18 protein-coding genes are annotated in these 25812 nt (G+C 72.3%); all 18 read left to right on the plus strand.

Translation table 11 applies throughout. The annotated features are described in order from the left end of the window. Nucleotides 1–65: 65 nt before the first annotated feature. The 18 genes from ACFY36_RS10425 (at nt 66) to ACFY36_RS10510 (ending at nt 25808) form a co-directional block, all read left to right on the plus strand. Complete coding sequence (locus ACFY36_RS10425) at nt 66–1877, plus strand: phage tail sheath family protein (RefSeq protein WP_499745634.1); 1812 nt, start codon at nt 66–68, stop codon at nt 1875–1877. Nucleotides 1878–1884: 7 nt separating this feature from the next. Next, nucleotides 1885–2409 (plus strand): phage tail protein, encoded by a 525-nt coding sequence (locus ACFY36_RS10430; protein ID WP_499745635.1) that lies wholly within the window; start codon nt 1885–1887, stop codon nt 2407–2409. Nucleotides 2410–2411: 2 nt separating this feature from the next. Then, on the plus strand, nt 2412–3128 hold the full coding sequence (locus tag ACFY36_RS10435; protein ID WP_499745636.1) for a hypothetical protein: 717 nt from the start codon (nt 2412–2414) through the stop codon (nt 3126–3128). Next, nucleotides 3121–3777 (plus strand): hypothetical protein, encoded by a 657-nt coding sequence (locus ACFY36_RS10440; protein WP_499745637.1) that lies wholly within the window; start codon nt 3121–3123, stop codon nt 3775–3777. Before ACFY36_RS10435 ends, ACFY36_RS10440 begins: the two co-directional genes overlap by 8 nt. Continuing rightward, nucleotides 3774–4940, plus strand: coding sequence for a Pvc16 family protein (locus ACFY36_RS10445; protein ID WP_499745638.1), 1167 nt, complete (start codon nt 3774–3776; stop codon nt 4938–4940). The genes ACFY36_RS10440 and ACFY36_RS10445 overlap by 4 nt, the downstream gene beginning before the upstream one ends. Next, complete coding sequence (locus ACFY36_RS10450) at nt 4937–6829, plus strand: ATP-binding protein (protein WP_499745639.1); 1893 nt, start codon at nt 4937–4939, stop codon at nt 6827–6829. Before ACFY36_RS10445 ends, ACFY36_RS10450 begins: the two co-directional genes overlap by 4 nt. Then, nucleotides 6820–7209 (plus strand): pentapeptide repeat-containing protein, encoded by a 390-nt coding sequence (locus tag ACFY36_RS10455; protein WP_499745640.1) that lies wholly within the window; start codon nt 6820–6822, stop codon nt 7207–7209. Before ACFY36_RS10450 ends, ACFY36_RS10455 begins: the two co-directional genes overlap by 10 nt. Next, nucleotides 7206–13061, plus strand: a complete 5856-nt coding sequence (locus tag ACFY36_RS10460) for an eCIS core domain-containing protein (RefSeq protein WP_499745641.1) — start codon at nt 7206–7208, stop codon at nt 13059–13061. The genes ACFY36_RS10455 and ACFY36_RS10460 overlap by 4 nt, the downstream gene beginning before the upstream one ends. 125 nt (nt 13062–13186) lie before the next feature. Continuing rightward, entirely contained in the window at nt 13187–13690 is a 504-nt protein-coding gene (locus ACFY36_RS10465) for a HEAT repeat domain-containing protein (RefSeq protein ID WP_499745642.1), read from the plus strand. Continuing rightward, nucleotides 13687–14328, plus strand: coding sequence for a hypothetical protein (locus ACFY36_RS10470; protein ID WP_499745643.1), 642 nt, complete (start codon nt 13687–13689; stop codon nt 14326–14328). Before ACFY36_RS10465 ends, ACFY36_RS10470 begins: the two co-directional genes overlap by 4 nt. Before the next feature lie 17 nt (nt 14329–14345). Further along, nucleotides 14346–14687, plus strand: coding sequence for a hypothetical protein (locus ACFY36_RS10475; RefSeq protein WP_499745644.1), 342 nt, complete (start codon nt 14346–14348; stop codon nt 14685–14687). A gap of 3 nt (nt 14688–14690) precedes the next feature. Then, nucleotides 14691–15821 carry a hypothetical protein gene (locus ACFY36_RS10480; protein ID WP_499745645.1) on the plus strand — a complete coding sequence of 377 codons (1131 nt, stop codon included), beginning with the start codon at nt 14691–14693 and terminating at the stop codon, nt 15819–15821. A 13-nt stretch (nt 15822–15834) separates the two neighbouring features. After that, entirely contained in the window at nt 15835–16347 is a 513-nt protein-coding gene (locus ACFY36_RS10485; protein ID WP_499745646.1) for a phage baseplate assembly protein V, read from the plus strand. An 18-nt stretch (nt 16348–16365) separates the two neighbouring features. Then, nucleotides 16366–16695, plus strand: coding sequence for a hypothetical protein (locus tag ACFY36_RS10490; RefSeq protein WP_499745647.1), 330 nt, complete (start codon nt 16366–16368; stop codon nt 16693–16695). Beyond that, on the plus strand, nt 16692–17063 hold the full coding sequence (locus ACFY36_RS10495) for a GPW/gp25 family protein (protein WP_499745648.1): 372 nt from the start codon (nt 16692–16694) through the stop codon (nt 17061–17063). Before ACFY36_RS10490 ends, ACFY36_RS10495 begins: the two co-directional genes overlap by 4 nt. Further along, nucleotides 17060–20014, plus strand: coding sequence for a putative baseplate assembly protein (locus ACFY36_RS10500; protein WP_499745649.1), 2955 nt, complete (start codon nt 17060–17062; stop codon nt 20012–20014). Before ACFY36_RS10495 ends, ACFY36_RS10500 begins: the two co-directional genes overlap by 4 nt. Further along, nucleotides 20011–23736 carry a putative baseplate assembly protein gene (locus ACFY36_RS10505; RefSeq protein WP_499745650.1) on the plus strand — a complete coding sequence of 1242 codons (3726 nt, stop codon included), beginning with the start codon at nt 20011–20013 and terminating at the stop codon, nt 23734–23736. The genes ACFY36_RS10500 and ACFY36_RS10505 overlap by 4 nt, the downstream gene beginning before the upstream one ends. After that, complete coding sequence (locus ACFY36_RS10510; RefSeq protein WP_499745651.1) at nt 23733–25808, plus strand: hypothetical protein; 2076 nt, start codon at nt 23733–23735, stop codon at nt 25806–25808. Before ACFY36_RS10505 ends, ACFY36_RS10510 begins: the two co-directional genes overlap by 4 nt. Nucleotides 25809–25812 lie beyond the last annotated feature (4 nt).

Below are 25812 nucleotides of genomic sequence, written 5' to 3' on the forward strand. Positions count from 1 at the left end.
ACAGGAGCTGTTGCAGGCGTGCCCCATTCTCGTCGCCGTTGATGCCGGCCGATTTTGGAGGTGGCATGCCGGTCACGCCGACATATCCCGGTGTCTACATCGAAGAGTTACCCAGCGCGGTGCGCACCATTACCACGGTCACCACATCCGTCACCGCCTTCGTCGGTCACACCGCCCGCGGCCCGGTGAACACGCCGGTCACCCTGACCGGCTTCGCCGACTTCGAGCGCCGCTTCGGCGGCCTGTCCGCGGACAGCCTGGTGAGCTACGCGGTCCAGCAGTTCTTCCTCAACGGCGGCTCGGTCGCCGTCGTCGTACGCCTGGCCAAGGGCGCCGTGGCCGCGTCCTTCCCGCTGACCGACAGCGAAGGCGCGACGGTGCTCACCGTCACGGCCCGCGAACCGGGGACGTGGGGCGACGGCCTGCGGGTCGAGATCGACCACGACGCGCCCGGCGAGGACGGCTTCAACCTGCGGGTGTTCGACTCGTCCGGCGCGGTCGACGAGCGCCACCAAGGCCTCACCCCGGACACCGCCGAGTCGGTGGTGAACGCGTCCTCCCGCACCATCGAGGTGCGAGCGGCCGAGGGCGCCACCAACCGGCCCGCCTCCTCGGGCACGGTGTCGGCCGATCTGACGACGGTGCCCGACCTGACCGGCCAGGAGATCGCCGTGTCGGTCGGCGCCGAGCCCGACGAGCAGACGGTCGAGTTCCTCCTGTACGACCCGGATACCGACGGCCCGCCTCCCGACTCCCCGGCCCGGCTGGCCCTGCTGCTCGAGCGCAAACTGCGGACGGCCGGAGCGGCGATCCCCGCGCTGGGCCGCGCCCGGGTCGGCACAGTCGCCGGCGGGCGGCTGCGCGTCGTACCGGGCGATCCCACCGCGACCGTCGCCTTCGCCGAGCCGAACGTGCTGGGCCTGGCCGGATCGCGGCCGGGCGCGTACAGCCTGGACGGCGGCGAACCCGGCGGCTTCCCCGACGCGGCCGACTTCCTCGGCAGCGAGGACGCCAAGTCCGGCATCCACGTGCTGCGCGACGTCGAGGACGTCAACCTGCTGTGCCTGCCCGACGTCAGCTCGACCGGCTTCGTCAACCGGGACGGCGTGCTGGCCGCGGCCAACGCGCTCTGCGCCACCAAGCGCATGTTCCACCTGATCGACAGTCCGGAGTCGTGGACCAGCCTGGACGCCGCCCGCGCCGGACTGCCGAACTTCGACCCGGCGCGCAGCTCCTACGCCGCGCTCTACTTCCCGCGCATCCGCCTCACCGACCCGCTCACCGGCCGCCTGCGGGAGTTCCCGCCGTCGGGCGCGGTGGCCGGCGTCATGGCCCGGACCGACGCGCAGCGCGGCGTCTGGAAGGCGCCCGCGGGCACCGAGACCAGGCTTTCGGCCGTACGGGAACTGAGCGTGCCGCTGACCGACCCGGAGAACGGCCTGCTCAATCCGCTCGGCGTCAACTGCCTGCGGACGTTCCCGGTGGTGGGGCCGGTCGTGTGGGGCGCCCGGACGCTCGACGGCGCCGACCAGTTGGCCTCGCAGTGGAAATACGTGCCGGTGCGCCGGCTCGCCCTGATGCTCGAGGAGAGCCTCTACCGCGGCACCAAGTGGGTGGTCTTCGAGCCGAACGACGAGACGCTGTGGGGTCAGATCCGGCTCAACGTCGGCGCCTTCCTGCATACGTTGTTCCAGCAGGGCGCCTTCCAGGGCACGTCGGCCCGCGAGGCGTACTTCGTCAAGGTCGACCGGGACACCACGACGCAGGACGACATCAACCGCGGGATCGTCAACGTCGTCGTCGGGTTCGCGCCGCTCAAGCCGGCCGAATTCGTGATCATCAAGATCGAGCAGCTCGCCGGGCAAGTGGAGGTGTGAGGGCCGGATGGCTGAGTTCGTCGTCAACGCCCAGCGGTTCGACCCGTACAAGAACTTCAAGTTCCTCGTCCTGTGGGACGGGCGGGTCGTGGCCGGCGTCAGCAAGATCAGTCCACTCAAGCGCACCACCGAGGTGGTCAAGCACCGCAGCGGGGGCGACCCCAGCACGCCGCGCAAGTCGCCCGGGCGCACCGAGACCGAGGCGGTCACCCTCGAACGGGGTGTCACCCACGACCCGGAGTTCGACCGCTGGGCCAACAAGGTCTGGGCGGTCGGCGCGGGCCGCGGCACCGAGGTGTCGCTGCGCGACTTCCGCAAGAACATCGTGATCCAGGTGCTCAACGAGGCGGGCCAGGTCGCGGTCGCGTACAAGCTCTACCGCGCCTGGCCGAGCGAGGTGTCGATCCTCGGCGAGATGGACGCGAACGCCAACGCGGTCGCGATCCAGAGCCTCAAACTCGAGTGCGAGGGCTGGGAACGCGACTTCGAGGTGCCCGAGCCGGAAGAGCCGATCGTCCAGATCCCGGCCTGATCATGATCGGGCCCGCGGACCTGCTGACCGCCTGGGAGTCCGGGCTGGCCGCGGGCAACCTCCAGCGCGCGCTCCTGCTGCACGCGCTGGCCGCCGGCCGCCCGGAGGCGGAGTTGCTCGCCGTTCCGGTCGCGCGGCGCGACGCCGACCTGCTGGCGCTGCGGCGCGCGTTGTTCGGCGAACGGCTGCCCGCCCGGATGACCTGCGCCGGCTGCGACGAGGAGCTGGAAGTCGACATGGAGGTGACCAGCCTGATCGGGGCCGGGCCGGCCGCCGGCGAGCCGGTCACGGTCGCCTCCGGGCCATGGCGGGTGCGGGTGCGCCCGCCCACGCCCGGCGACCTGCTGGCGGTCGCCGGTTCGGCTCGGGCCCGGGAGGCGCTGTTCGCCCGGTGCCTGCTCGAGGCCGAACGGGACGGCGAACCGGCCGGGGCGGCCGACCTGCCGGCCGACGTGAGCGCGAAGGCCGTCGCCGCGCTGGCCGAGGCCGACCCGTGCGCCGACATTCAGCTCACCGTCCAGTGTGTGCGCTGCGGTGGACCGGTGCGCTCGGCCCTCGACGTCGGCTCGTACCTCTGGGCCGAGCTGGACAACTGGGCCCGGGCCACGCTGCTCGACATCCACCTGCTCGCGTCCACGTACGGCTGGAGCGAGCCGGACTGCCTGGCCGTCAGCCCGACCCGCCGCCGCTACTACCTGGAGCTGGCCGGCCATGCCTGACTACTTCGACCGCCTGATCGGCCGCAGCCTGGCCACCGGCGACGCCTCCGGCCAGGCGTGGGTGCGGCCCCGGTTGCCGCAGCTCTTCGAGCGCCCGGCGGTGGAGGTCCAGGAGACCTGGGCCGAGCCGCCGGCCGCCTCACCCCCGCCGTCCGCCGCCGTGGCGCGTCCACCGGCCACCGCGGACCGTGAGCGCGTCATCGTCGACCACTCGCGCACCGCTGAGACCGTACGGGAGACAAGCGTGCGGGAGACGCTCAGGCCGACCGCCGCGCCCCCGCCGGAGGCGCCGGCTCCGGCCGAACCACGGGCCACCCGGCTCGAACGAGTCGTCGAACGACAGCCACCCCGTCCGGCCGCCCGGGCGCCGGAGAACCCGAGCGTGACCGAGCCGCGGCTGGAACGCCCGCTGGCGGCGCGGGCCGTCCCGGCGCTCCCCGTCGATCCTCGCCCGGCCGCGCCGATCGCCACCCCGTTCGCCACCCCGGAAACACCGGCGGCCCCGGAACGGACCGTCCGCGTCAGCATCGGAAAGCTCGCCGTAACCGCCGCGACACCGGCCCGCGCCACCGGCGGCGAACGGCCCGGCCGGGCCCGGCCGCGCGTGAGCCTCGACCGTCACCTGGGACGCGAGGAGGGTATGGCGTGAGCAACTATCTCGCGGCCGCGACCGTGACCGAGGCCCTGCGCCAGTTCTTCTTCCGGACGATGACCGACTTCCCGGTCGGCTTCACCGTGTCGGCCCGCAAGCCGCCGCCCGACCCGCCCACCGACCCGACCATCGGCATCTTCCTCTACAAGGTGCAGCCCAACGGCGCGCTGCGCGGCCAGGACGCGCCGACCCGGGCCACCGACGGCACCCTGCTGAAAAGGCCGCAGGCCGCGCTCGACCTGCACTACCTGATCAGCTTCTACGGCGACGAGTCGGAGCTGATCGCGCAACGGCTGATGGGGGCCGCGGTGCGCAGCCTCCACGAGGAACCGGTGCTCAGCCCGGCCGACATCGCCGAGGCCGCCCTGCAGCCGCACCTGGCCGGCACCGACCTGGGAGCCGCGCCGCAGCGGGTCCGCTTCACCCCGACCCAGCTCGACGTGGACGACCTGTCCCGGCTGTGGCAGATGCTCGCCGGGTCGTCGTTCGCGCTGTCGGTGATGTACCAGGCCACCGCCGTCCTGCTGGACGGCCGCGCGACCCCGGCCGCCGGACTGCCGGTGCTGCGCCGGCGGATTCACGTCGAGCCGTTCTCCCGGCCGGCCGTCGAACGGGTGCTGTCCGCGGTGCCGGGCGGCCCGGCCGACGACGGCCCGGTCACCGCCGACCGGGAACTGGTGCTGGCCGGGCACGGTCTCGCCCGCCCCGGGATGACGGCCGAGGTGGGCGGCCTGGCCGCGCCGGTCCTGCGGGTCACCGAATCCGGCGTGTTCGTCGGCCAGCCCGGCGAGCTGCCGCCCGGCGTCCAGCCGGTGCATCTGAGCTACGGGCCCGGGCTCGAATCCAACGCCGTGTCGTACGTGCGCCGCCCGCGCATCGTCGAGGCGGCCCACGACGACGGCCGTGTCCGCGTACGGCTGGACATGGGTGTGCGGACCGGGCAGCGGGTCGTGCTGCTGCTGGACGAGCACCAACCGTCCGGGCGCGGGCGCGGCTACCAGTTCACCGCGCCACCGGCGAACGGCGACGAGCACACCGTGCCGGTCGAGGGCGTGCGGGCCGGGACCTACGTGATACGCGTGCAGGTCGACGGCGCGCAGAGCCCGATCGAGGTGACCGAGCACGAGATCAGCGGCCCCGTCGTGACGGTACCGGCATGAACGACGGGGAGCTGCATCGGCGTGCGCTCCTCGCCGCCGTGGAGGCGGTGCTGGCGCAGCTGGAGGCCGACCCGGCTCCTCCGCCCGGACCGGGGCCGGCGCCGGCCCCGGTCCGGGCGGAGGAGCCGGCGGCCCTGGACGTGCTGCGCTCCTGCTTCGGCCTGACCGCGTTCGAGACCGACGTGCTGGTGCTGACCGCGGCCATGGAGCTGGAACCGAGCACCCCGGCCCGGTGCGCCAAGGCCGCCGGGGATCCGCTGCGCCCGTACCCCAGTTTCGCTCTCGCCCTGACCGCGCTGACCGAGCCGCACTGGAGCGCGCTGACCCCGATGGGGCCGCTGCGCCGATGGCGCCTCGTCGAGCTGCTCGGGGACGGCAGCGTCACCGGCGACCGGCTGCGCATCACCGAGCGGGTCCTGCATTTCCTGGTCGGGGTGTCCTATCTGGACACGGCGTTCAGCGGCCTGCTCCAACGGATCGAGCCGGTCCCGATCCCGGAGACGTACCGCCGGACGGCCCGCGAGCTGGCCGCACTGGACGTTGCCGACCTGGTCGGAGGTGACGCGCGGAGCCGCGCCGAGATCGCGGCGGCGGCGGCCCAGGAGAACGGCCTTGCGCTGTACGGGATCCGCGCGGCCGACCTGCCGGGCGAACCCGCCGACCGGGACGCCCTGCTCCGCCTCTGGGAACGTGAGGCGCTGCTGCTGCCGGCCGCGCTGCTCATCGACGCCGAGCCGTCGCAGGCCCCGGCCGTCGACGCGTTCGCCTCGGCCCTCGCCGTGCCCGTCGTGGTGTCGAGCGACGAGCCGGTCGCCGCCGCCCACCGCCGCCCACGCCGGGTGGTGCCCGGCCTCGACGCCGGCGAACAGCGGCAGATGTGGTCGGAAGCCCTGGGCGGCCTCCCGGCCGAACGGCTCGGCGGGTTGGTGGCCCAGTTCTCGCTGCCACCGCACGTCGTCCGGGCGGCCGGCGCCACCGCCCGAGGCGCCGTCTCTCGAACCGCGGCCTCCCCCACCGCGGACGGCGATGACCTCGTGGCCTCGGCCTGGCAGGCCGGCCTGGACGAGGCGCGGATGGGCCTGGACGAGCTGGGCCGCCGCATCGAGCCCACGGCCGGATGGGACGACCTCGTGCTGCCGGCCGCCCAGCGCCGGATCCTCACCGAGATCGCCGCCCACGTGCGCGGGCGCGACATCGTCTACGACCGGTGGGGCTTCGCGTCGGTGCTGCGCCGCGGCCTCGGCGTGACGGCGCTCTTCGCGGGCGGCAGCGGCACCGGCAAAACCCTGGCCGCCGAGGTGCTGGCGGCCGAGCTCGGGCTCGACCTGTTCATCATCGACCTGTCCCAAGTGATCAGCAAATACATCGGCGAGACCGAGAAGAACCTGCGCCGCGTCTTCGACGCCGCCGAACGCGGAGGCGCGCTGCTGCTGTTCGACGAGGCCGACGCGCTCTTCGGCAAACGCAGCGAGATCAAGGACAGCCACGACCGGTACGCCAACATCGAGGTCAGCTACCTGCTGATGCGGATGGAGGCCTACCGCGGACTGGCCGTCCTCACCACCAACATGAAGAAGGCGCTCGACTCGGCCTTCCTGCGCCGCATCCGCTTCGTCGTCGACTTCCCCTTCCCCGGCGTCACCGAACGGGCCGAGATCTGGCGCCGCGTGATCCCGCCCCAGGTGCCCGCCGACAACCTCGACTTCGACCGGCTGGCCCAGCTCACCGTTCCCGGCGGCAGTATCCGCAACGTGGCCCTGTCCGCCGCCTTCCTGGCCGCCGGGGACGGCACGGCCCTGGGCATGCGGCACGTGCTGGCGGCGGCCCGCAGCGAATACCTCAAGCTGGAACGCTCGCTCAGCCCGGCGGAGGTGGCCGGATGGGTGTAGACCGGATCGAGCTGGAGATCGGCGAGCTGATCCTCGACGGTTTCCCCCGCGCCGACCGCGACCGCATCGCGGCGGCCTTCACCCGCGAGCTCACCAGCCTGCTGCACGAGCGTGGCATGCCCTTCACCGGCGCCGACATCGACGTGCGCGACCTTCCTCCGCTGCCACCGACGGCCGGCCCGCGACGGCTCGGCCGCTCACTCGCCCGCGCCGTCCATGACAGCCTCTGCGAGGCCGCGGACTTCGGCGGCGCGGGCTTCAGCGGCAGAGACTTCGGCGGCGCGGGCTTCAGCGGCACAGACTTCGGCGGCGCGGGCTTCAGCGGCGCAGACTTCGGCGGCGCGGGCTTCAGCGGCACAGACTTCGGCGGTACGCGGTGAAGGCCGCGCCCGCGGCGCCGGCCGCCGCCCCGACCACGCGCCGTAAGCCCGCGGCGTCCTCGGCGCGGGTGCCCCGCGACCTGCGCGAGGTGCTGGCCGCGCCCGGCCGCCCGATCGACCTGGGCGTGCGCCGCGACGCCGAGAACCGCCTCGGGCACGACTTCAGCCGTGTGCGCGTCCACGCCGACCGCGACGCGGCCGCCCTCACCGAGATCCTCGGCGCCGAGGCCGTCACGGTCGGCCAGGACATCTTCTTCGCCGAGGGCCGCTACCGCCCCGACACGGCCGAGGGCACCCGCCTGCTCGTCCACGAGCTCCTGCACACCATCCAGGTCCCGCACGCGCCGGGCGCCCTCCGAGCGGGCCGCGACAGCGGCGCGGTCAGCCTCGCCACCGACGCCGTGGAGCAGGAAGCCGAACGGATCGCGACGGGCGACGCCACCGAGGTTCGCGAACGCGACCAGCAAAGCGCCGCCTGGCTCCGGCTGGCCACCGTGGGCGCGGACCGTCAGCGCACCGAACACCTCGACCCGGCCACGCTGGTCGACCGCCTGGCGGCGGGATTGGTGCGGAGTCTGCGGGGTGACCCCGAAGACAGGTCGGGCCGGGTGAAGCTGCAACTGGCGCGGTTCACGCCGGAGCTGCGCTCCGAAGTGCTCGACCGGATCGAGGCGCGGCTGCCGTCGGCCGAGTTCCTGGCGGTCAAGGAGTCGGCGGCGGAGGCCGACGCGGCGCCGGGAGACGGCGCGGTGGAGTCGGCGGAGACGCCCGCGCCGGTGACCGAGCCGACCACGGAGGAGCAGAAGCGGCAGGAGGCGGAGGAACAGACTCGGCAGGGCGACGAGGCTCAGCAGGAGCAGGTCGAAGAGGACGAGTCGCAGGAGTCGCCACCCGCCGGCAAGACTCCCACGCCGCCCGGCGAGGACCCCTCCGTCGAGGACCCCTCCGCCGAGGACCTCGCGACCGAGGACGAGCCGGCCGACGAAACCGCCCAAGACGAGAAGGCTGAAGAAGAGAAAGATCCCGGCGAGGAAGAGAAGGACAAGGAAGAGAAAGACAAGGAGAAGAAGCAGGAAAAGGCTGCCTCGAAGGAGGAACAGGAGAAGAGCGAGGCCGAGAAGGGCAAGCCGGGTACGCCGGCACCGGGCGCTCCGGGCACGGTGCCGCCCGCGACCGCCGCGCCGGTGGCCGGACCGGGCGCTTCACCGGACGCGGCGCTGGTGGGTGCGGGCGGCGCCGAACCGGTGATGGCCGAGAGCGTCGACGAGATCGCCGAAGGCCCGAACAGTCCCCTGACCCACCATGGCGTGCTGCGGCCGGAGCCCGCCGCTCTCGTCGAAGAGCCACCGCCCCTCGATGCCGCACAGCCCGACGAGGCATTGCCCAGCGAGGCACCGCCCGGCGAAGCTGAGCCCGACGAGCCGCCACCCGACCTTCTTCCCAAGACCGACCTCGACGTCTCCTCGGTGCCGACGGCGGACCAGGAGTTGCGGCTGCCGTCCTCCGGTGAGCCGCCCAAGCCGAGCGGGGTGCCCAGTTTCCCGGCCCCGCCACCGCTCGAACCGGCCGCGGAAGAGCAACTGGCCGCCGAGGCGGCCGGTCCGGCCCCCGCCCCGGGGCCCGCCGCCCTCGGATCCACTGAGCCCGCCGCCCTCGAAGCCGCTAAGCCCACCGTCGGGCCCACCGATCCCGCACTCGGGCCCGCCTCACTCGGGCCTGCCTCACTCGGGCCCGGTGCGCCTTCGGCCGCTGATCTCGGGACGGCTGGAATCCCGGCCGCCGGCGCGGGTGCCGCGCTGGGCGACACCGGGCCGATCACCGGAGCCGGTCCCGGCGTACCCTCCGAACTCGCCCCTGGGAACCTCGCGCCGGACGCGCCCGGCGCGGCACCGATCCCGCAGGACGCCTCGCTGGAGCCGGGTGGTGGCGCGTGTGGCGGGCCGCCGCAGCCGAGCACCGAGGAGGCCGGCGCGGGCGGCTGCGGTGGCGGTGGTGGCGCGGCCGGAGGCGAGGAGAAGCAGGAGCCCGAGCCGGCCCCGCCCGACGTCTCCGGGCAGGAACCCGCGGCCGCGCTGGCCACCACCGCGAACCTGCCGCCACACCAGATGACGACCGCGCTGGCCGGAGTGGACCAGGCGTCGGCCCGTACGGTCGGCGAGGAACACACGGCCCTGGCCGACGCCCCGCCCGAGTTGGACCGCCCGTCCGGCGCACCACAGACTCTGCACGGCGCTCCCGAGACCGCACCGGTCGCCGAGAACACGGTTGGCCGGCTCGAACGGGTCACCCCTGAGAACACCGGCCAACAGGACGCACCGCATGGCAAGGACGTCAACGGCAAGCCTTTGCCCGCTTCGGCGGTGCCGAGCCCGAACGTGGCCGGCACGCCCGAGGGCGACCTGACCGCGGACGACGTCGACAACATCGAGGCGGCCGTCGACAGCGTGCCGACCAGCGACCCGGCTTTGAACAGCGCCACGGTCGGCCCCGCACCGACGGTGGACCTTCAGGGCGAGACCGACCCGGCGCTGACCGACGAGCAGAGCCGGAAACTCGCGGAGAGCTCCGGCAAGCTGGCCGCGGTCGGGCGCGACGACGCCGCCCGCCCGCTCGGCGAGGATCAGATCTTCCCCGACGTGCCCCCGGAGACGTTGCGGGCTGAGGTCCCCGCCCCGCAGCCGGCCGGCATAGGCGCCGGCCCCGCGCCCGGCGGTCCCGGTCCGGGCCCGGGCGGTCCGGCCGGCCCGGGCGGCGCGCAGATGCAGGCCCTCTCCGTGGTGGCCCAGGAGGAACGCGGCCCGCAGATCCAGGCGTCGGCCGGCGAGGGCCAGGCGCAGATGGCGGCCGGCCGGCAGGAGAAGGACGCCGGTTCGGCGGCGGCCCGCGAGGAGAGCAGCGCCGAGGTCGCCGCGGCCGTTCAGCAGGGCGTCGAGTTGCAGACCTTGGAACGGGCCCGGGCCCAGGAGGAGGCGAACGGCCAGCGGGCGGAGTGGCGGTCCGAGCAGGAGACGCTGCTGACCGACAACGGCAAGCAGGCCACCGAGCATCACGGCACCGCCAACAAGGACATCACGACGGAGCACGACAGCAAGAACAACGAGATCAAGAAGGAGCAGGAGAACCACAACGACGGCATCCAGGCCGAACGCGAGAAGGCCGAACGCGACGCCCGTAAGGAAAAGGAGAAAGCGAAAGAGGACGAGGGCGGTTTCTGGGGCTGGGTGAAGAGCAAGGTCAAGGCGCTCTTCGACGCCATCATCTCAGCGATCAAGACCGTCTTCGAGTACGCCCGCAAGGCCGTTCAGGGCCTGATCGACGGCTTCAAAAAACTCGCCACCGGCCTGATCGAGGCCGCCCGCCGCTTCATCGTCGCCGCGATCCAGGTGCTGGCCGACGCCCTGATCGCCATCGCCGACGTACTGCTGGCCGCTTTCCCGGGTTTGCGGGACAAGTTCCGCCAGTTCATCACCGAGCTGCGCGACAAGGCCATCAACGCCGTCAACGAGCTGGCCGACCAGCTCAAGAAGGGCGTCGAGGCCCTGCTCGACCTGCTCGGCAAGGCCTTGACGGCACTGCTGGACCTCTACGAGAAAGCACTGCTGGCCGCCGTCGAACTCGTCCGCTCCGCCGTGAACAAGGCCATCGAGTGGGCCAAGGCCGCCATCGACGCCCTCGGCCAGCTGGCCGCCCTGATCGCCGACATAGCACCGGACCCGATCGGCTGGATCAAGAAACTGGGCACGGCCGCCAAGGAGGGCATCCGCAACCACCTCTGGGGCGAGATCAAGATCGCCGTCAAACAGTGGTTCAACCAGAAGGTCGAAGGCATCCTAGGCCTGGGCAAAATGGTCTACGACATCCTCGTCAAGGGCTGCATGTCGGTAGCCGAGATAGGCCGCATGGCCTGGCAGGCCGTCGTCAAAGCCCTCCCCGTAATGATCATCTCGCTGGTCATCGAAAAACTGGTCTCTCTGATCATCCCCGCCGCCGGCGCCGTTCTGGCCATAGCCCAGGGCCTGATAGCCGCGTACGGCACGATCAGCCAGATCATCACCGCTTTCGCCAAGTTCTTCGCCTTCCTCAAGGCCGTCAAGAACGTAGCCGGCGCGGCGTGCTTGTTCGCCCAGGCGATGGCCGCGGGCGTGGTGGCGCTGCTGGAGTTCATCACCAACTTCCTGCTGACCCGTCTGGGAATGGCCCTGAAGAAGGTGGGCGCCAAGCTCAAAGGCCTCGCCAAGAAGATCGCCGACAAGCTCCGCAAGCCTTCGGCCAAGCCGGGAGGCCGGCCGGGCGGCGCGGACGGAGTGAATCCGGGACGGCCGTCTCGGCCCGGTGTGGAGGCGGCACCCAGCAGGACATCCCGGTCCGGAGGCCGGCCGTACACGAAGGACCCTGGCCGCCGACGGCCTCGCCGGCGATCTGAGCGTCCCGGTCGAGACAGGCTCGGCCGGCCGCGGAATCGGCAAGGCCCACGCCGGTCGCGGCGCCCCGATCGACAGACGCCCCAGCGCACCGGCCGTGACCGGCGGAGGCCGAAGCAGACGAAGGACGAACGACTGAATCGGGCCGCGGCTCGGATTCGCCCGATCGTTCAGCGCCTGCTGAACCGCGGAGTACGCCGAGGCGTCCTGAACGCGGTGCTCGGTGCGATGCGACTCTGGTACCGCCTGTCGGCGGTCGAGGCCGAAGGACTGCGGACTGTTCTCATCCGGGCGCGGCTCAATCCGCAGGTCAAGATCACCGATGGTTTGACAATCGACGACGACCAGCTCCTACGCTTCATCGCCGAGGTGGCCGCGGAGATCGAGAATCATCCCGATACGGTCGCGGCGGAGGCGCGGATCAGCCCTATTCCGGTCGACCCCGAGGAGCTCAAGCAGCAGCCGAAGTACGCGCAGAAGGCCGAAGTCGGCGTCGAACGTTTCGGAATACCCAAAGGTGTTGGAATGGCCGCCGTCTTCCGCTTCCTCAGGGGACGCGACGCCCGGGGCGAATTGACGCACGACACACTGCATTTCCTGGATGCCGACGCAGTGGTCGACATGGCTGACCCGGAGAGCTTTCTTCCCAAGGTCTCGACCTACCAGAAAAACCAGTCGGACACCATCAGGAATGCGCGGGAAAACAGACTCGAACAGGCACGCCAGGAGGGCCGAGAGGCTCAGCAGCAGCAGTACGAGGACCAACGGCAAGTCCAGCTCCAGGTTTTGAAGAGAGTGAATCAGAAATCAGTGCGCCGCCGGTCAGGCCCCGCGGTCAGAGAGAACCGCGAAAGCGAACTTCCCTATGACAAGATCGAAAAGCTGTTCGGCGACGAGCAGCACGGCCGGCGCGTGGCAGAAGCCACTGAGACCCTGTCGCACGGCGGCCGGGTGACCGGAGAGGTCGGCCGGGATGCGGCCTTCCTGGGCGTACTCACCATGGGTGTCGAGGCTCGGCGAAACCCGAGAACCCTGGTCACAGCGGGCATGATGGTCCAGATGGCCGCTAGGGGCCAACAGCTCGATCTGAGCGATCCGGAGAATCCACGAGCCGTCGCCGGGAAGCCGTTTTCTCTCCCGGACGCGTTGAAGCTTCTTCCTATGGCGCCGGGAGGAGCGATGGAGGAGGCCCGGCAACTGGCCGATCATCTCGACAGACACGAGAGGGCAACGAATGAGGAGCGAAGTCGAATGACTCGATCGACCCCGGCCGAGAAACTTGCCGGACGCGAAATATTAATCATCCGAGCCTGGGTCAAGTCGATGAATATAACGACGTCGACGGGGAGCGAGCTGCAAACCGCCGATGACTTGAAACGGCAAATACGTGAACGAATGTATAAGCTGTACGGACTGCCTGGCCCCCGATGAGAACGAGGTCTGGATAAGAGATGCCCAGTACGTCGCAGCCGTGGACAAGGACCCGGCGCCTGATATTGCGACCGGAAGTCGGCAAGAATGCGGTCGATAATTACACGCGGAATCTTGGTTGGAGCGTGCGCAAAGAGGTTCAGGCCGACCCGGAAGAGGGAACTTCCTACCAACTCATCTGGCAGGCGGAACCTTCGGTAGAAGTCAGCTATTTCGACGACGAGGCGTCCGGCGCCAGGTTCCTGGTGGTTGTCGCCGAGGACGCCGGCGCGGCTCGGGCGACAGGCGAGAGGCTGGAATCGGGCCTTGACACCTGGCGGGTCGACGATCTCGTCGCCGCCGTCGACGACGCCGAGAATCCGGTCGAACTCGCCCGAGCAGTCCTACGCGCTGGGGTGGGCGCACCTGAGGAGCCCGACGAACGCTTCCTCAGCCGCATCACACGGGCCATGCGCCACGAGGACGAACGGGTTCGCGAGACGGCGATCTGGGCGGCCACCTATGTGCCCCGCCCGCAATACCGGAGCGCGCTGATCGAGGTTCGCGATCACGACGACAGCGATGAGCTCAGGGAACTGGCCGAGATCACGTTGGAGTCTTACGACGACGCGAATGTGCCGCGGCCATGACCCAATTCGTGGACATACCTAAGCCGGTGCGTGCGGGGATCGTGCTGATCGACCCCGAGCGGGGGACGCCGCAGCGGGTCATCGTCATGCAGTTCAATCCTGACTCGCTGCAGCGGTCGCTGACGCCGCAAGGGGCCGGGGGTGAAGGGCAAGGCGACCGAACCGAGGCGTTGCGGCTCAAAGGGCCGGCCGTCGAGACGTGGAAGTTCGACGCGGAGATCGACTCGACCGATCAGCCTGAGGTGCCCTCCCCCCATGGGATTCACCCTCAGCTCGCTGTGTTGGAGATGCTCATCCAGCCGCCCAGCGCTCGAGTGCGGGCCAACCAGGTGATCGCGGCGACCGGGGCTCTCGAGATCACGCCGGTCGAGGCGCCTCTGACGCTTTTCGTGTGGGGGAGCAAACGGGTGATGCCGGTCAAGCTGACCGAGCTGAGCATCACCGAGGAGGCGTTCGATGTCGATCTCAACCCCTATCGGGCGCTCGTGAGCATCGGGTTGCGGGTGCTCTCCACCAGTGACCTTCCCACCGGGCACCGGGGGGCCGATCTCTATCTCGCTCATCTCGCTCAGAAGGAGCGGCTCGCCGGCACCTCCGCCGGTGGGCGGCTGGCCACTCTCGGGCTCACCAACATCTGACGGCAGGAGGCACACGCATGACGGATCCCGCGGCGCTGGGCGCGGCTCAATCGCCGTACCCCCGGACCAGCCGTTATTTCGGTGCGGAGACCGCCATCCACGGCGACATCCCCTATCTTCGGCGGCGGCTTCTGCCTCAACCGGGCAGCTTCGCCTCGGTCGCCGAGCACGAGGTGAGTGCCGGTGATCGCGGAGATCTGCTCGCCAACCGGTATCTGGGCGATCCGGAGCTGTGGTGGCGGCTGGCCGATGCCAACGGCGTGCTCGATCCGGCCGAGCTGACCGCCACCGCTGGACGGCGTCTGCGAATCACGTTGCCCGAGGGTGTGGCCGCTCCTCCGGCCGGGACCGAGGTCTAGCGCATGCCCGATGTCGCGCCGATCTATCTCACGCTGCTGATGGGGCGCCAGATCGTGGCGCCCGCCTCCCAGCAGGTCACCGATGCTCTGCTGTCCGCGCAGATCACTGTGACCGCCGGGCAGCGCAGCGGCTTCCAACTGTCCTTCGATCTCTCACGGAACGGGGTGATCAACCGGACGTTGCTGCCGGCCGGCGGCTTCGACCCGCAGGTCCGGGTGGTGCTGGCGGCGACCGTGCGCGGGGTGCAGACCGTACTGATGGATGGGGTGATCATCCGGCAGGAGGTGGGGGTCAGCGGGGTTCCGGGGCAGTCGACGCTGACCGTCACCGGTGAGGATCTGACCGTCCTCATGGATCTGGAGGAGCGGGAGGGTGTGCCGTTCCCGGCCATGTCGCCGTCGGCCCGGGTGGCCGCGATCATCGCCCAGTACGCGCAGTACGGCATCACGCCTCAGGTGATTCCGGAGCTTGTTCCGCAGACACCGATGCCGACGCAGCGCATCGATTTTCAGAAGGGCACCGATCTCGGCTATCTGACCGAGCTGGCCAAGGCCAACGGGTACGTGTTCTATCTGGATCCTGGTCCGGCGCCGGGCCTCAGCCGGGCCTATTGGGGGCCCGAGGTGCGCCTCGGTGTGCCGCAGCACGCCATCAACGTCAACATGGATCACCTGTCGACGGTGGATCAGCTGACGTTCGGGTTCGACGGGTCGGCCCGGGAGGATCCGGTGGCCCGCATCCAGATTCCGTCGACCAAGGTCTCGGTCGTGCTGCCCGTGCCCGAGGTGAGTGTGCTGCGCCCGCCTCTCGCCCAGCGGCCGGCGCCCGCGCTCAAGAAGAAAGTCATCGCGGACACGGCCAAGAAGGACGCGCCGCAGGCGCTCGCCGAGACGATCGCCAAGGTGATCGAGTCATCGGACGCCGTCACCGGCTCGGGGCAGCTCGACGTGGTGCGGTACGGCGACGTGCTGCGGCCCAGGGAGCTGGTCGGGGTGCGGGGCGCCGGTGTCACGTACGACGGCCTCTACTACGTCAAGAGCGTCACGCACAACCTGCAGCGCGGCACGTACACCCAGAACTTCACGCTGGCCCGCGAGGGCCTGATCTCGCTGTTCCCGACCGTCGTCCCCTGAGGTGAGGTGAGCTGTGGCGCAGCCGGAGAGGTACCTCGGCAAGTTCCGGGGCACCGTCGTCAACAACGTCGACCCGATGCGGATGGGACGCGTCCAGGTGCAGGTGCCCGACGTGCTGGGCGTCACCGCGTCCTCGTGGGCGATGCCCTGCCTGCCGGTGGCCGCACCGCAGATGGGCGTCTCGGTGGTGCCGCCGGTCGGCGCCGGGGTGTGGGTGGAGTTCGAGCAGGGCGACGTCAGCTTCCCGATCTGGGTGGGCTGCTGGTACGGCTCGGCGGCCGAGGTGCCGGCGGCGGCGCAGACCGGGCCGCCGGACCGGCCGAACATCCTCGTGCAGACGCGGGGGCAGCAGGCGGTTGTGCTGTCCGACCTGCCCGGCAACGCCGGCATCACGCTCAAGGCCGCCAGCGGCGCGGCCATCGTCATCAACGAGTCCGGTATCTCGATCACCAACGGTCAGGGCGCCTCGATCACGCTCGTCGGTTCGACCGTGACCGTCAACCAGGGTGCACTGACCGTCACCTGAGAGCAGGAAGGAACGCATGTGGGGAACCTTCTGCACGTCGGCGCCACGGTGAACTGCCCGCACCAGGGCCGGGCGTCGGCTCTGCCCGCGCAGTCGCGGGTGCTGGTGGCCGGGCAGCCGGTGGCCAGCCTGGCCGATCTCTGGACCGTCGCCGGGTGTGTCTTCACCGCCGGCACGAAACCGCAGCCGTGTGTCAGCGTCACCTGGGTGTCGCCGGCCGCGCGGGTGATGGTGAACGGGTCGCCGGCCCTGCTGCAGTCGTCGTCCGGCATCTGCCAGAGCGCCGAGCGGATCCCCCAGGGCCCGCCGAACGTGGTCGTGGTGCAGCAGCGGGTGGTGGGCGAATGACCCGCGTGGACCTGGACTTCCCGTTCCACCTCGACCGGCGCGGGCGTACCGCGGATGTCGGGTACGACGGGCACGTCCGCGACATGGTCGAGCAGCTGCTGTTCACCAGTCCGGGCGAGCGCGTGATGCGGCCGGATTTCGGCTGCGGGCTGCTCGATCTGGTCTTCGAGCCGAACAGCCCGGAGCTGGCGGCCACGCTCCAGCTGTCCGTGCAGGCCGCGTTGCACCGCTGGCTGGGCGACGTGCTCGAGGTCGAGACGCTGGAGATCTTCAGCGTGGACAACCTGATCCGGGTCGAGCTGTCCTATGTGGTCCTGTCGACCGGGTCGCGGCAGACGGCCGTGCTAGAGGCGGGAGAATCAGCATGATCATCGAGCGGCGGCGTGGCGACGTGCGCCACGGGCCCCTCAACGGCATCGACGGCGTCGAGGCGAGCGACGACGGCCGCCGGCTCACCGTCACCTTCCTCGGCAAGGCGCCGCGGCGTCTCGGCCCGGCCAACGTACGGATCGACGGCGGCCGCCGGATCACCGGCATCCGGGTGCTCGACGTCCAGGTACGCCGGGAGGACGACCCGGAGCTCGACGATCATGCGGAGGTGACCGTCGACCGGGCCGGTGACACGTCCACGTACACGCTGAGTGTGGTCGAGGAGGGCGCGCACGGCCGCCCCGGAACCCGGCCCCTGCACGGCTTCGACCCCAGGTACGCGAGCGCGCCGGTCCGTTTCCGGCTCAACTGCCCCACCGACGTCGACTGCGCCGATCAACCACCCGCGCCGCAACCGCACCGGTCGCAACCGGTCATCGACTACACCGCCCGCGACTACGCGCGGCTGCGCCGCCTGCTGTTCGACCGCCTCGCCCTGACCATGCCGAAGTGGTCCGAGCGGCACGCGCCCGACCTCGGGGTGACCCTCGTCGAACTTCTCGCGTACGCCGGTGATCAGCTCTCCTACTATCAGGACGCGGTGGCCACCGAGGCCTATCTGGACACCGCGCGCCTGCGGGTGTCGGTCCGCCGCCACGTACGCCTCGTGGATTACCAGATGCACGACGGCTGCAACGCGCGGGCGTGGGTCGCTCTGTCGGCCGAGGAGCCGGTCGAGCTCGAGGCCGGCACGTTCCGCTTCGTGTCGGTGGACGTCAGCCGCCTCGACCCGCGGGACCGCCCGGATCTGCCGGTCGCGCTGACCGAGGAGACCCTGCGCCGTCTCCCCGCCGGCACTTCCTACGAGATTTTCGAGCCGGTACGGGACACCGCCCTCACCGTGCGGCCGGAACGGAACGAGCTCAGCTTCTGGACGTGGGGCGAGGACAAGTTCCACCTGCCGGTGGGCGCCACCTCGGCCACCCTGCGCGACGACTGGGCCGGCGACTGGCAGGAACCGGCGGAGGAGGAGGGCGAGGACGACGGCGAGGAGCGCCACCCGCGACCGCGGCGGCTGGCGCTGGCCCCGGGCGACGTTCTCATCGTCGAGGAGGTGATCGGCCCGCGCACCGGCTCGCCCGCCGACGCCGACCCCACCCACCGCCAGGCCGTCCGGCTCACCGGCGTCACCGCCGAGGTCGACGATGTCCACGGCCAGCCGGTCCTGGAGGTCACCTGGGCTGTCGAGGACGCGCTGACCTTCCCGCTCTGCGTCGCCACCGGCGGCCGCGCCGGCGTGAGCGTGGCCCGGGGCAACGTCGTCCTGGTCGACCACGGCGACGGCCGGGGCGAGCCCGAGGAGATCCCGGTGCCACCCGGCAACCGTAAAGGCGACGAGATCAGCGTGCCGCTGACCGAGGACGACGTCATCGCGCTGGCCGGGTGGTTCGGCCGGGACGCCGTCGACCGGGCCGGCGTCGACCACCGCGCGCCGGTCGCCGACCAGGCCGCGGCGCTGGAGGCTCTGTTCGCCCAGGTCACCTATCCCCCGCTGCCGCCACGGTTCCGGCCGCGGCTGCGCGAGGCCCCGGTCACCCAGCGGGTGCCGTTCCCCGAGCCGTCGGTGGTCTCCGCCGGCCAGTCCCGTGTGCTCGCCGGCTTGCCCGACCGGGCGCGGGAGCGGCTGGAGGAGCTGTGGCGGGTCGCCCGCGACAAGCACCGCCTGACCCGTCGTCAGATCGACGAAGTGGCCACGCTGTTCGGCGCGGGGCTCGTCGAGGAATGGGGCCTGGCCCGCCGCCCGGCCCGGGTGCTGCGCGATCTGCTGGCCCGCTTCGACCGGCTGCTCGCGGCCAAGCTGCGCCGGCTCGCCTCGCTGCGCAGCCGGACCGCCAACGGCGAGGTGCTTCCCGCCGGCTACGTGTGGGAGATCGCGCACAGCTGGGGCCCGGCCTACGCGGACGGCCTCGACCCGGCCGGCCCTCGCCTCGCCGGTCCGGCCGCCGGGGCCCTGCGCCAGGACCCGCGGCAGGCGCTGCCCGCCCTGACCGGCGCCTGGACTCCCCGGCGCGACCTGCTCCGCAGCGGCCCCCGCGACCACCACGTGGTCGGCGAGCTGGAGGACGACGGCCGGCTCGCGCTGCGGTTCGGCGACGGCCGGCACGGCACGGCCCCACCACCGGGCGGCCGGTTGCTCGTCGGCTACCGGATCGGCAACGGCGCCGCCGGCAACGTCGGCGCCGGGGCCATCGGGCACCTCGTCGTGGCCGATCCCGTGGAGCTGGCCTGGGTACGCAATCCGATGCCGGCCGGCGGCGGCGCCGACCCCGAGCCCGTCGACCAGGTACGCCAGCTCGCGCCCCTGGCCGTCCGGCGCCACCGGCTGCGGGCCGTGACCGCGGCCGACTACGCCGAGCTGGCCTCGGCCGTGCCCGGCGTGCAGCGCGCCGCCGCCCAGCTCCGCTGGACCGGTCTCGGGCAGCGGGTGCACGTGGCGGTCGACCCGCAGGGGGCCGAACGCCCCACGCGGGCTCTGCTCGACGCCGTGGCCACCGCGCTCGAGCAGTACCGGCGGATCGGTCACGACGTGGTCGTCCAGCCGGCCGTCCTGGTGCCGCTGGACGTCGAGCTGACCGCCTGCGTGGCCGGCGGCTACCGCTCCGGCGCGGTGCGGGCCGAGCTGCGCCGGGCCCTCCGCGCGCTCTTCGACCCGGACGCGCTGACCTTCGGCGACCCGGTGCGGGCCAGCCGCCTCGTCGCGGCCGCGGCCGCGGTTCCCGGCGTCACCACGGCACGGGTGACGCGTCTGGGCCGGCTGTTCCATCCCGACCCCGCCGAGCCGGACGGCGGTGTGCTGCCGCTCGGCCCGCTCGAGGTGGCCCAGCTGGACGACGACCCCAGTCTGCCGGAGAACGGCCGGCTCACGATCGTGCTCGGAGGTGAGCGATGACCTGCCTCGACTGCGCCGAGGACTGCGGTTGCGCCGGGGACTGCGGCTGCGCCGGGGTGGACCTGGCGACGCCCCGCCCGGTGGACAATCCCCCCGGCCGTTCCGCGCTGCGGTACCGCACCGGCGACCACGGCGAGTTCCTGTCCTCGATGCTGGCCCGGCTGTCCAGCCCCGGTCATCCGGCGCTGGCCGGGCTGACCGTGCGCTCGGCCGACGACCCGGCGATCGCGCTGCTCGACGCCTGGGCCGTCGTGGCCGACCTGCTCACCTTCTATTCCGAGCGGATGGCGAACGAGGGCTATCTGCGCACGGCCACCGAGGAGAGCTCGCTGCGGCTGCTCGGCCGTCTCGTCGGGCATCTGCCCCGGCCGGGCGTCTCGGCGGGCACCTACCTGGCGTACACGGTGGACCGTGATCCGGCCGCCGAGGGTGACACGCGGGCCACCATCCCGGCCGGCGCCCGGGCCCAGAGCGTGCCCGGCGAGGGTGAGCAGCCGCAGCCCTTCGAGATCGCCGAGAGCCTGCCCGCCCGGTCGTCCTGGAACGACCTCCAGGTCCGGCTCCGCCGTCCCCGCCGGCTGACGCTGGAGACCCTCGACCGGCTGGACCGGGTGCACCTGGCCGGCGCCGCGACCAACGTACGGGCGGGCGACCGGCTCCTGTTCGTCTTCGGCTCCGAGCCGGCCCGCCAGGCGATGCGCGTCGTCCAGCGCGTGACCATCGACCGGGATGCCGGTGTCACGGTGGCCGAGCTCGACGGCCCGCCGCTGCCCGGCCTGGCCGATCTCACCGGCGCGTTCGAGGCGCTCGTCGGCTGGGCGAGAACAGACGAGGGCATGTACGAGCGGAGCCGCATCGTGCAGCGCTACGTCACCGACCATCTCGACACCATCGTCGCCGGCCTGCCGATCGACTCCGCGACACGGTTCGGCGACCGGCTCGACGCCGCCCTGGAGCGCCTGGCCGAGACGGTCGCGCTCGCCCGCCCGTACGCGAACGTCCACCGCTGGCTCACCGGCAAGCTGGAGCCGGCGCTGAGAGAGCTGCGGGCTGCCGTGGCGGCCCTGGAACCGGCCCAGCCACCGGCCGGGGCGCCCCGGCTGCACACCGCGCTCGGCCTGGACCGCGCGGACGCCACCGCGGCCGCGATCGCCGGCATCGGCGCGCTGCTCGGCGCCCTGCGGGTGCCGCCGTCCCGGCCACCGGACGGGCCGCGGGCGCTGGACCGCGACCCGGCCCAGCTCTACGCGCCCGGCTCGGACGTCGCCGTGCAACTGCTGGCCGCCCTCGACGAGCGCCTGCGCGACGGTCTCTATCCGGCGCTGCGCGAGGTCGGCCTGACCGCGCCGCCGGCCCTGGCCGCCCTGCTGGCCGTCCGGACGGTCGCCACGCCGTTCGGCGCCACCGCCCCGCTCCAGCCGGTGACCGACGACCAGGGCCAGGTCACCGGCTACGTCGACTGGCCGCTGCGGGGCCGGCAGAGCCTGGCCACCCGGGTCTTCTTCGACGAGGACAACGGCCAGGTGCCCGAGCGGGCCGAGTTGACCTGGACCGAGCAGGACCGGATCGTCGACGCCCGGCGCCAGCTGGCCGACGACACCGACGACGAGTTCGACTTCGGGCCCGGCCGGGTCCACCTGACCGTTCAGGGTCCCGTCATCGACCTCGCCCGGGCCGAGCTGGGTGTCACCTTCGTGTTCCGCCCCGAGCTGCCCGCCCGCCGCGTCTTCGTCGCCCGCCCGGACGGCGACGACCGGGTCCGGATCGTGGTGGACACCGAGCCGCCCGGCGGCGGGGAGCCGCTCACCGTCCAGCTGTCGCGCCGCGAGTCGCGCACCGCGACCCACCTCGGCCTGCAGCTGAGCATCGCCCGCGAGACGACGGTCGTGACCGTCACGATCGCCGCGCCGGTCGCACTCAGCTCGCCCAACGTCATCGCGCTGGACGCCGTCTACGACGGCATCGCCCCGGGCTCCTGGGTGGTGATCCAACGGCCCGGTAAGACCTCGCCGCTGGCCGAGGTGATCACGCGGGTCCGCTCGGCCCGGGTGGTGTCGCGGGCCGCGTTCGGTATCACCGGCAAGGTGACCGAGCTGGTGCTGGACAGCCGCTGGCTGGACGAGGACGACCAGTCGCTCTCCGACATCCGGCAGACCACCGTCCACGCCCGCGGCGAGCCGGTCGAGCCGGCCACCGAACCGGTCACCGACGACGTGTCCGGCGCCGAGCTGGAGCTGGCCCGGCTGTACGAGGGGCTGATACCCGGCCGCTGGGTGGTGGTGACCGGCGAGCGCACCGATCTGCCGGACACGCCCGGCATCACCGGCACCGAGCTGACGATGATCGCGGCGGTGCGGCAGAGCGTCGACGAGCAGCGCCCCGGCGACCGGGTGCACACCACGATCGTGCTGGCCTCTCCTCTGTCGTACCGCTACCGCCGGGAGACCGTGCACCTGCTGGCCAACGTCGCGCCGGCCACGCACGGCGCCACCCGTGACGAGCCGATCGGCAGCGGCGACGCCGGCCGGGCCAACCAGAACTTCCGGCTCTTCCAGGGCCCGCTGACCTGGCTCGCCGCCGACACCCCGCGCGGGGCCCGCAGCACCCTGGAGATCCGGGTGAACGGCGTGCTCTGGTCGGAGGTCGACAGCCTGGCCGGGCGAGGGCCGCTCGAACGCGTCTACACCAGCCGGGCCGACGACGACGGCCGTACGTCGGTCACCTTCGGCGACGGCGAGCACGGGGCCCGGCTGCCCACCGGTTACCAGAACGTGCGGGCCCGCTATCGGGTCGGCACCGGACGGCCGGGCAATGTGGACGCCGGCCGGATCACCCAGCTGCTGACCCGGCCGTTGTGGGTGTCGGCGGTGCACAATCCGCTGCCCGCCACCGGTGGCGCCGATCCGGACGACGCCGAGCAGGCCCGCCGCGGCATCCCGCTGTCGGTCACCGCGCTCGACCGCCTGCTCTCGGTGCCGGACTTCGAGGACTTCGCCCGGCTGCGGGCGGGGATCGGCCGGGCCTCGGCCCGCCGCCTGTTCGACGGTTCGCGGGAGGTCGTGCACGTCACGGTGGCCGGGGCCGGCGACATTCCGCTGACCCCCGACTCCGGTGTCGTGCGGTCCCTGCACGCGTCGCTGGCCACCTTCGGCGACCCGCAACTGCCCGTTGTGGTCGCGGTGCGTGAGCTGGTCCTGCTGATCATCGCGGCTGACGTACGGGTTCTGCCCGCTCACTCATGGGAGGCCGTCGAACCGGCGGTCCGCGCGGCGCTGCTGGACCGGCTCGGCTTCGACCGCCGCGAGCTCGCCCAACCGGCGTACCTCTCCGAAGCGGTGGCCGCCGTGCAGGCCGTGCCCGGCGTCGACTGGGTCGACGTGAACGTGTTCGCCGGTGTTCCGGCCGGCATCACCCCGGCCGGGCTGGAGACCTTGGCGGCGCAACTCACCGAAGCCCGCACCGTGGTTCCGGCCGGGCCGGCCCGTTTCGCCGAACAGAGGTACGAGGTGGCGGCCGGCACGACCGAGTCCCTGACCGCGATCGCCGCCCGCTCCGGCATCACCGTGGACGCCCTGCTGCGCCTCAATCCCGGCCTGACCGACGCGTCGCCGGTGCGCGGGCCGCGCTCGCTGGTGGTGTTCCGCGGCGTACGGCCCGCCCAGCTGGCACTGCTCTCGCCCGCCGTGCCGGACACGCTGATCCTTAAGGAGGTCCGATCGTGATCGGCCCGGACCGTCTGTTCGAGCTGCTGCCGCAGCTGCACCAGCGCCGCGACGCCGAGGCCGGCGGCCCGCTGCGCGACCTGCTGGCCGTCATCGCCGAGCAGGTGAACCTGGTCGAGGCCGACATCGCCCGGCTCTACGACAACTGGTTCATCGAGACCTGCGACGACTGGGCCGTGCCCTATCTGGGCGACCTGGTCGGATACCGCACCCCGCCCGGCTACGCCGAGGCCCTCTCCCCCGCCCTCGCGGCCCGGCTGGCGCCACGGCGCGACGTCGCCGACACCGTGGCCGGGCGCCGCCGCAAGGGCACGCTGCCGCTGCTGGAGGAGCTCGCCGCGGCGGTCGCGGACTGGCCGTCGCGGGCGGTGGAGACGCGCCGGCTGGTCGCGGCCACCCAGCCCGTACGCCTCGGCGCGGTGGCCGGCTCACGCACCCTCGACGTCCGCCAAGGCGGCGCGCTCGACCTGCTCGGCGGCCCGTTCGACGAGCAGGCGCACACCGCGGGGCGGCCGCTCTACAACCCGCCGGGGGTGGCGCTGTTCGTGTGGCGGCTCCGGCCGTACTCGATCACGCGGGCGCCCGCGCACTGCCTCGACCGGGCGCGCAACCTCTACACCTTCTCGGTTCTGGGCAACGACGTACCGCTCGTGGTCAAGCCGATCCCGGAGCCGTCGGCGACGCACATCGCCACCGCCGAGAACGTGCCGGTGCTCATCCGCCGCCGTCTCCTGCTGGACCAGCTGGCCGACCTCTACGGCCCGGGCAAGAGCCTGGCGATCTGGCGGGACGACCAGGACGAGCCGATCCCGCCGGCCGAGGTCGTCGTGGCCGATCTGTCCGACTGGGCGTACCGGCCGCGGCGCGACCAGGTGGCGGTCGACCCGGTACTGGGCCGGATCGCGTTCGGGGCCCGCAGCGCGCCCCGGCGCGGCGTCTGGGTGACCTACCACCACCTGTTCAGCGACGACATGGGCGGCGGGGAGTATCAACGGGAGCGGTACACCCCGCCGGGCGCCCGCGTGTACCGGGTCGGCGCGGACGGCGACTTCGAGCGCATCATGCCGGCGTACGAGCGGTGGCGGGAGGACAACGCGGACGGCTCGGTGCCCGAGGCGATCATCGAGATCAGCGGCAGCGGCGCCTATCAGGAACAGCTGGAGTTCGTCCTCGATCCGGGCGACCGGCTCGAGGTCCGCGCGGCCGAGGGCTCCCGGCCGGTGCTGCGGCTGCTCGACTGGTACACCAACCGGCCGGACTCGCTGAACATCAAGGGACCGCTGCCCGAGGACTGCCGCGACGACGACCGGCCGCCGCCCCGGGTGACCCTGGACGGCCTGCTCGTCACCGGCCGCGGGGTCAGCGTCACCGGGACGGTCGGCGCGCTGGTCATCCGGCACAGCACGCTCGTGCCGGGCTGGGCGCTGGAGCCGCACTGCGCGCCCACCCACCCCGAGGAACCCAGCCTCGTGCTGGAGGACACCACCGCCTGCGTGCGGATCGAACGCAGCATCCTCGGCACGATCCTGGTCATCGCCGACGAGGTCCGCGCCGATCCGCTGCCGATCCACCTGTCCGACAGCATCCTGGACGCGACCGGCCGCGACCGCGAGGCCCTGTCCGCGCCCGAATGCCGGCACGCGCACGCGGTGCTGCACGCCCACCGGAGCACGGTGATCGGCGAGGTGCACACGCACGCCGTCCAGATCGCCGAGGACAGCATCTTCGACGGCCGGGTGCACGTGGCCCGCCGCGGCATCGGCTGCATGCGGTTCTGCCACGTGCCGCCGGGCTCGCGCACCCCGCCGCGCTACCGGTGCCAGCCCGACCTGGCCGGCCCGGCCGAGGCGGCCCGGGTCCGGCCGCGCTTCACCAGCGACCGGTACGGCTCACCCGCCTACGGCCAGCTCGCCGCCGCGTGCGCGGTCGAGGTCAGCCGGGGCGCGCAGGACCGCTCCGAGATGGGCGCCTTCCACGACCTGTTCCAGCCGCAGCGCGCCGACAACCTGTACGCCCGGCTCGAGGAGTTCACGCCGGCCGGCGCCGCCCCCGCGATCGTCTACGTCACCTGAGAGG

The sequence above is a fragment of the Actinoplanes sp. NPDC000266 genome, from assembly GCF_042899005.1.
GTDB lineage: Bacteria > Actinomycetota > Actinomycetes > Mycobacteriales > Micromonosporaceae > Actinoplanes.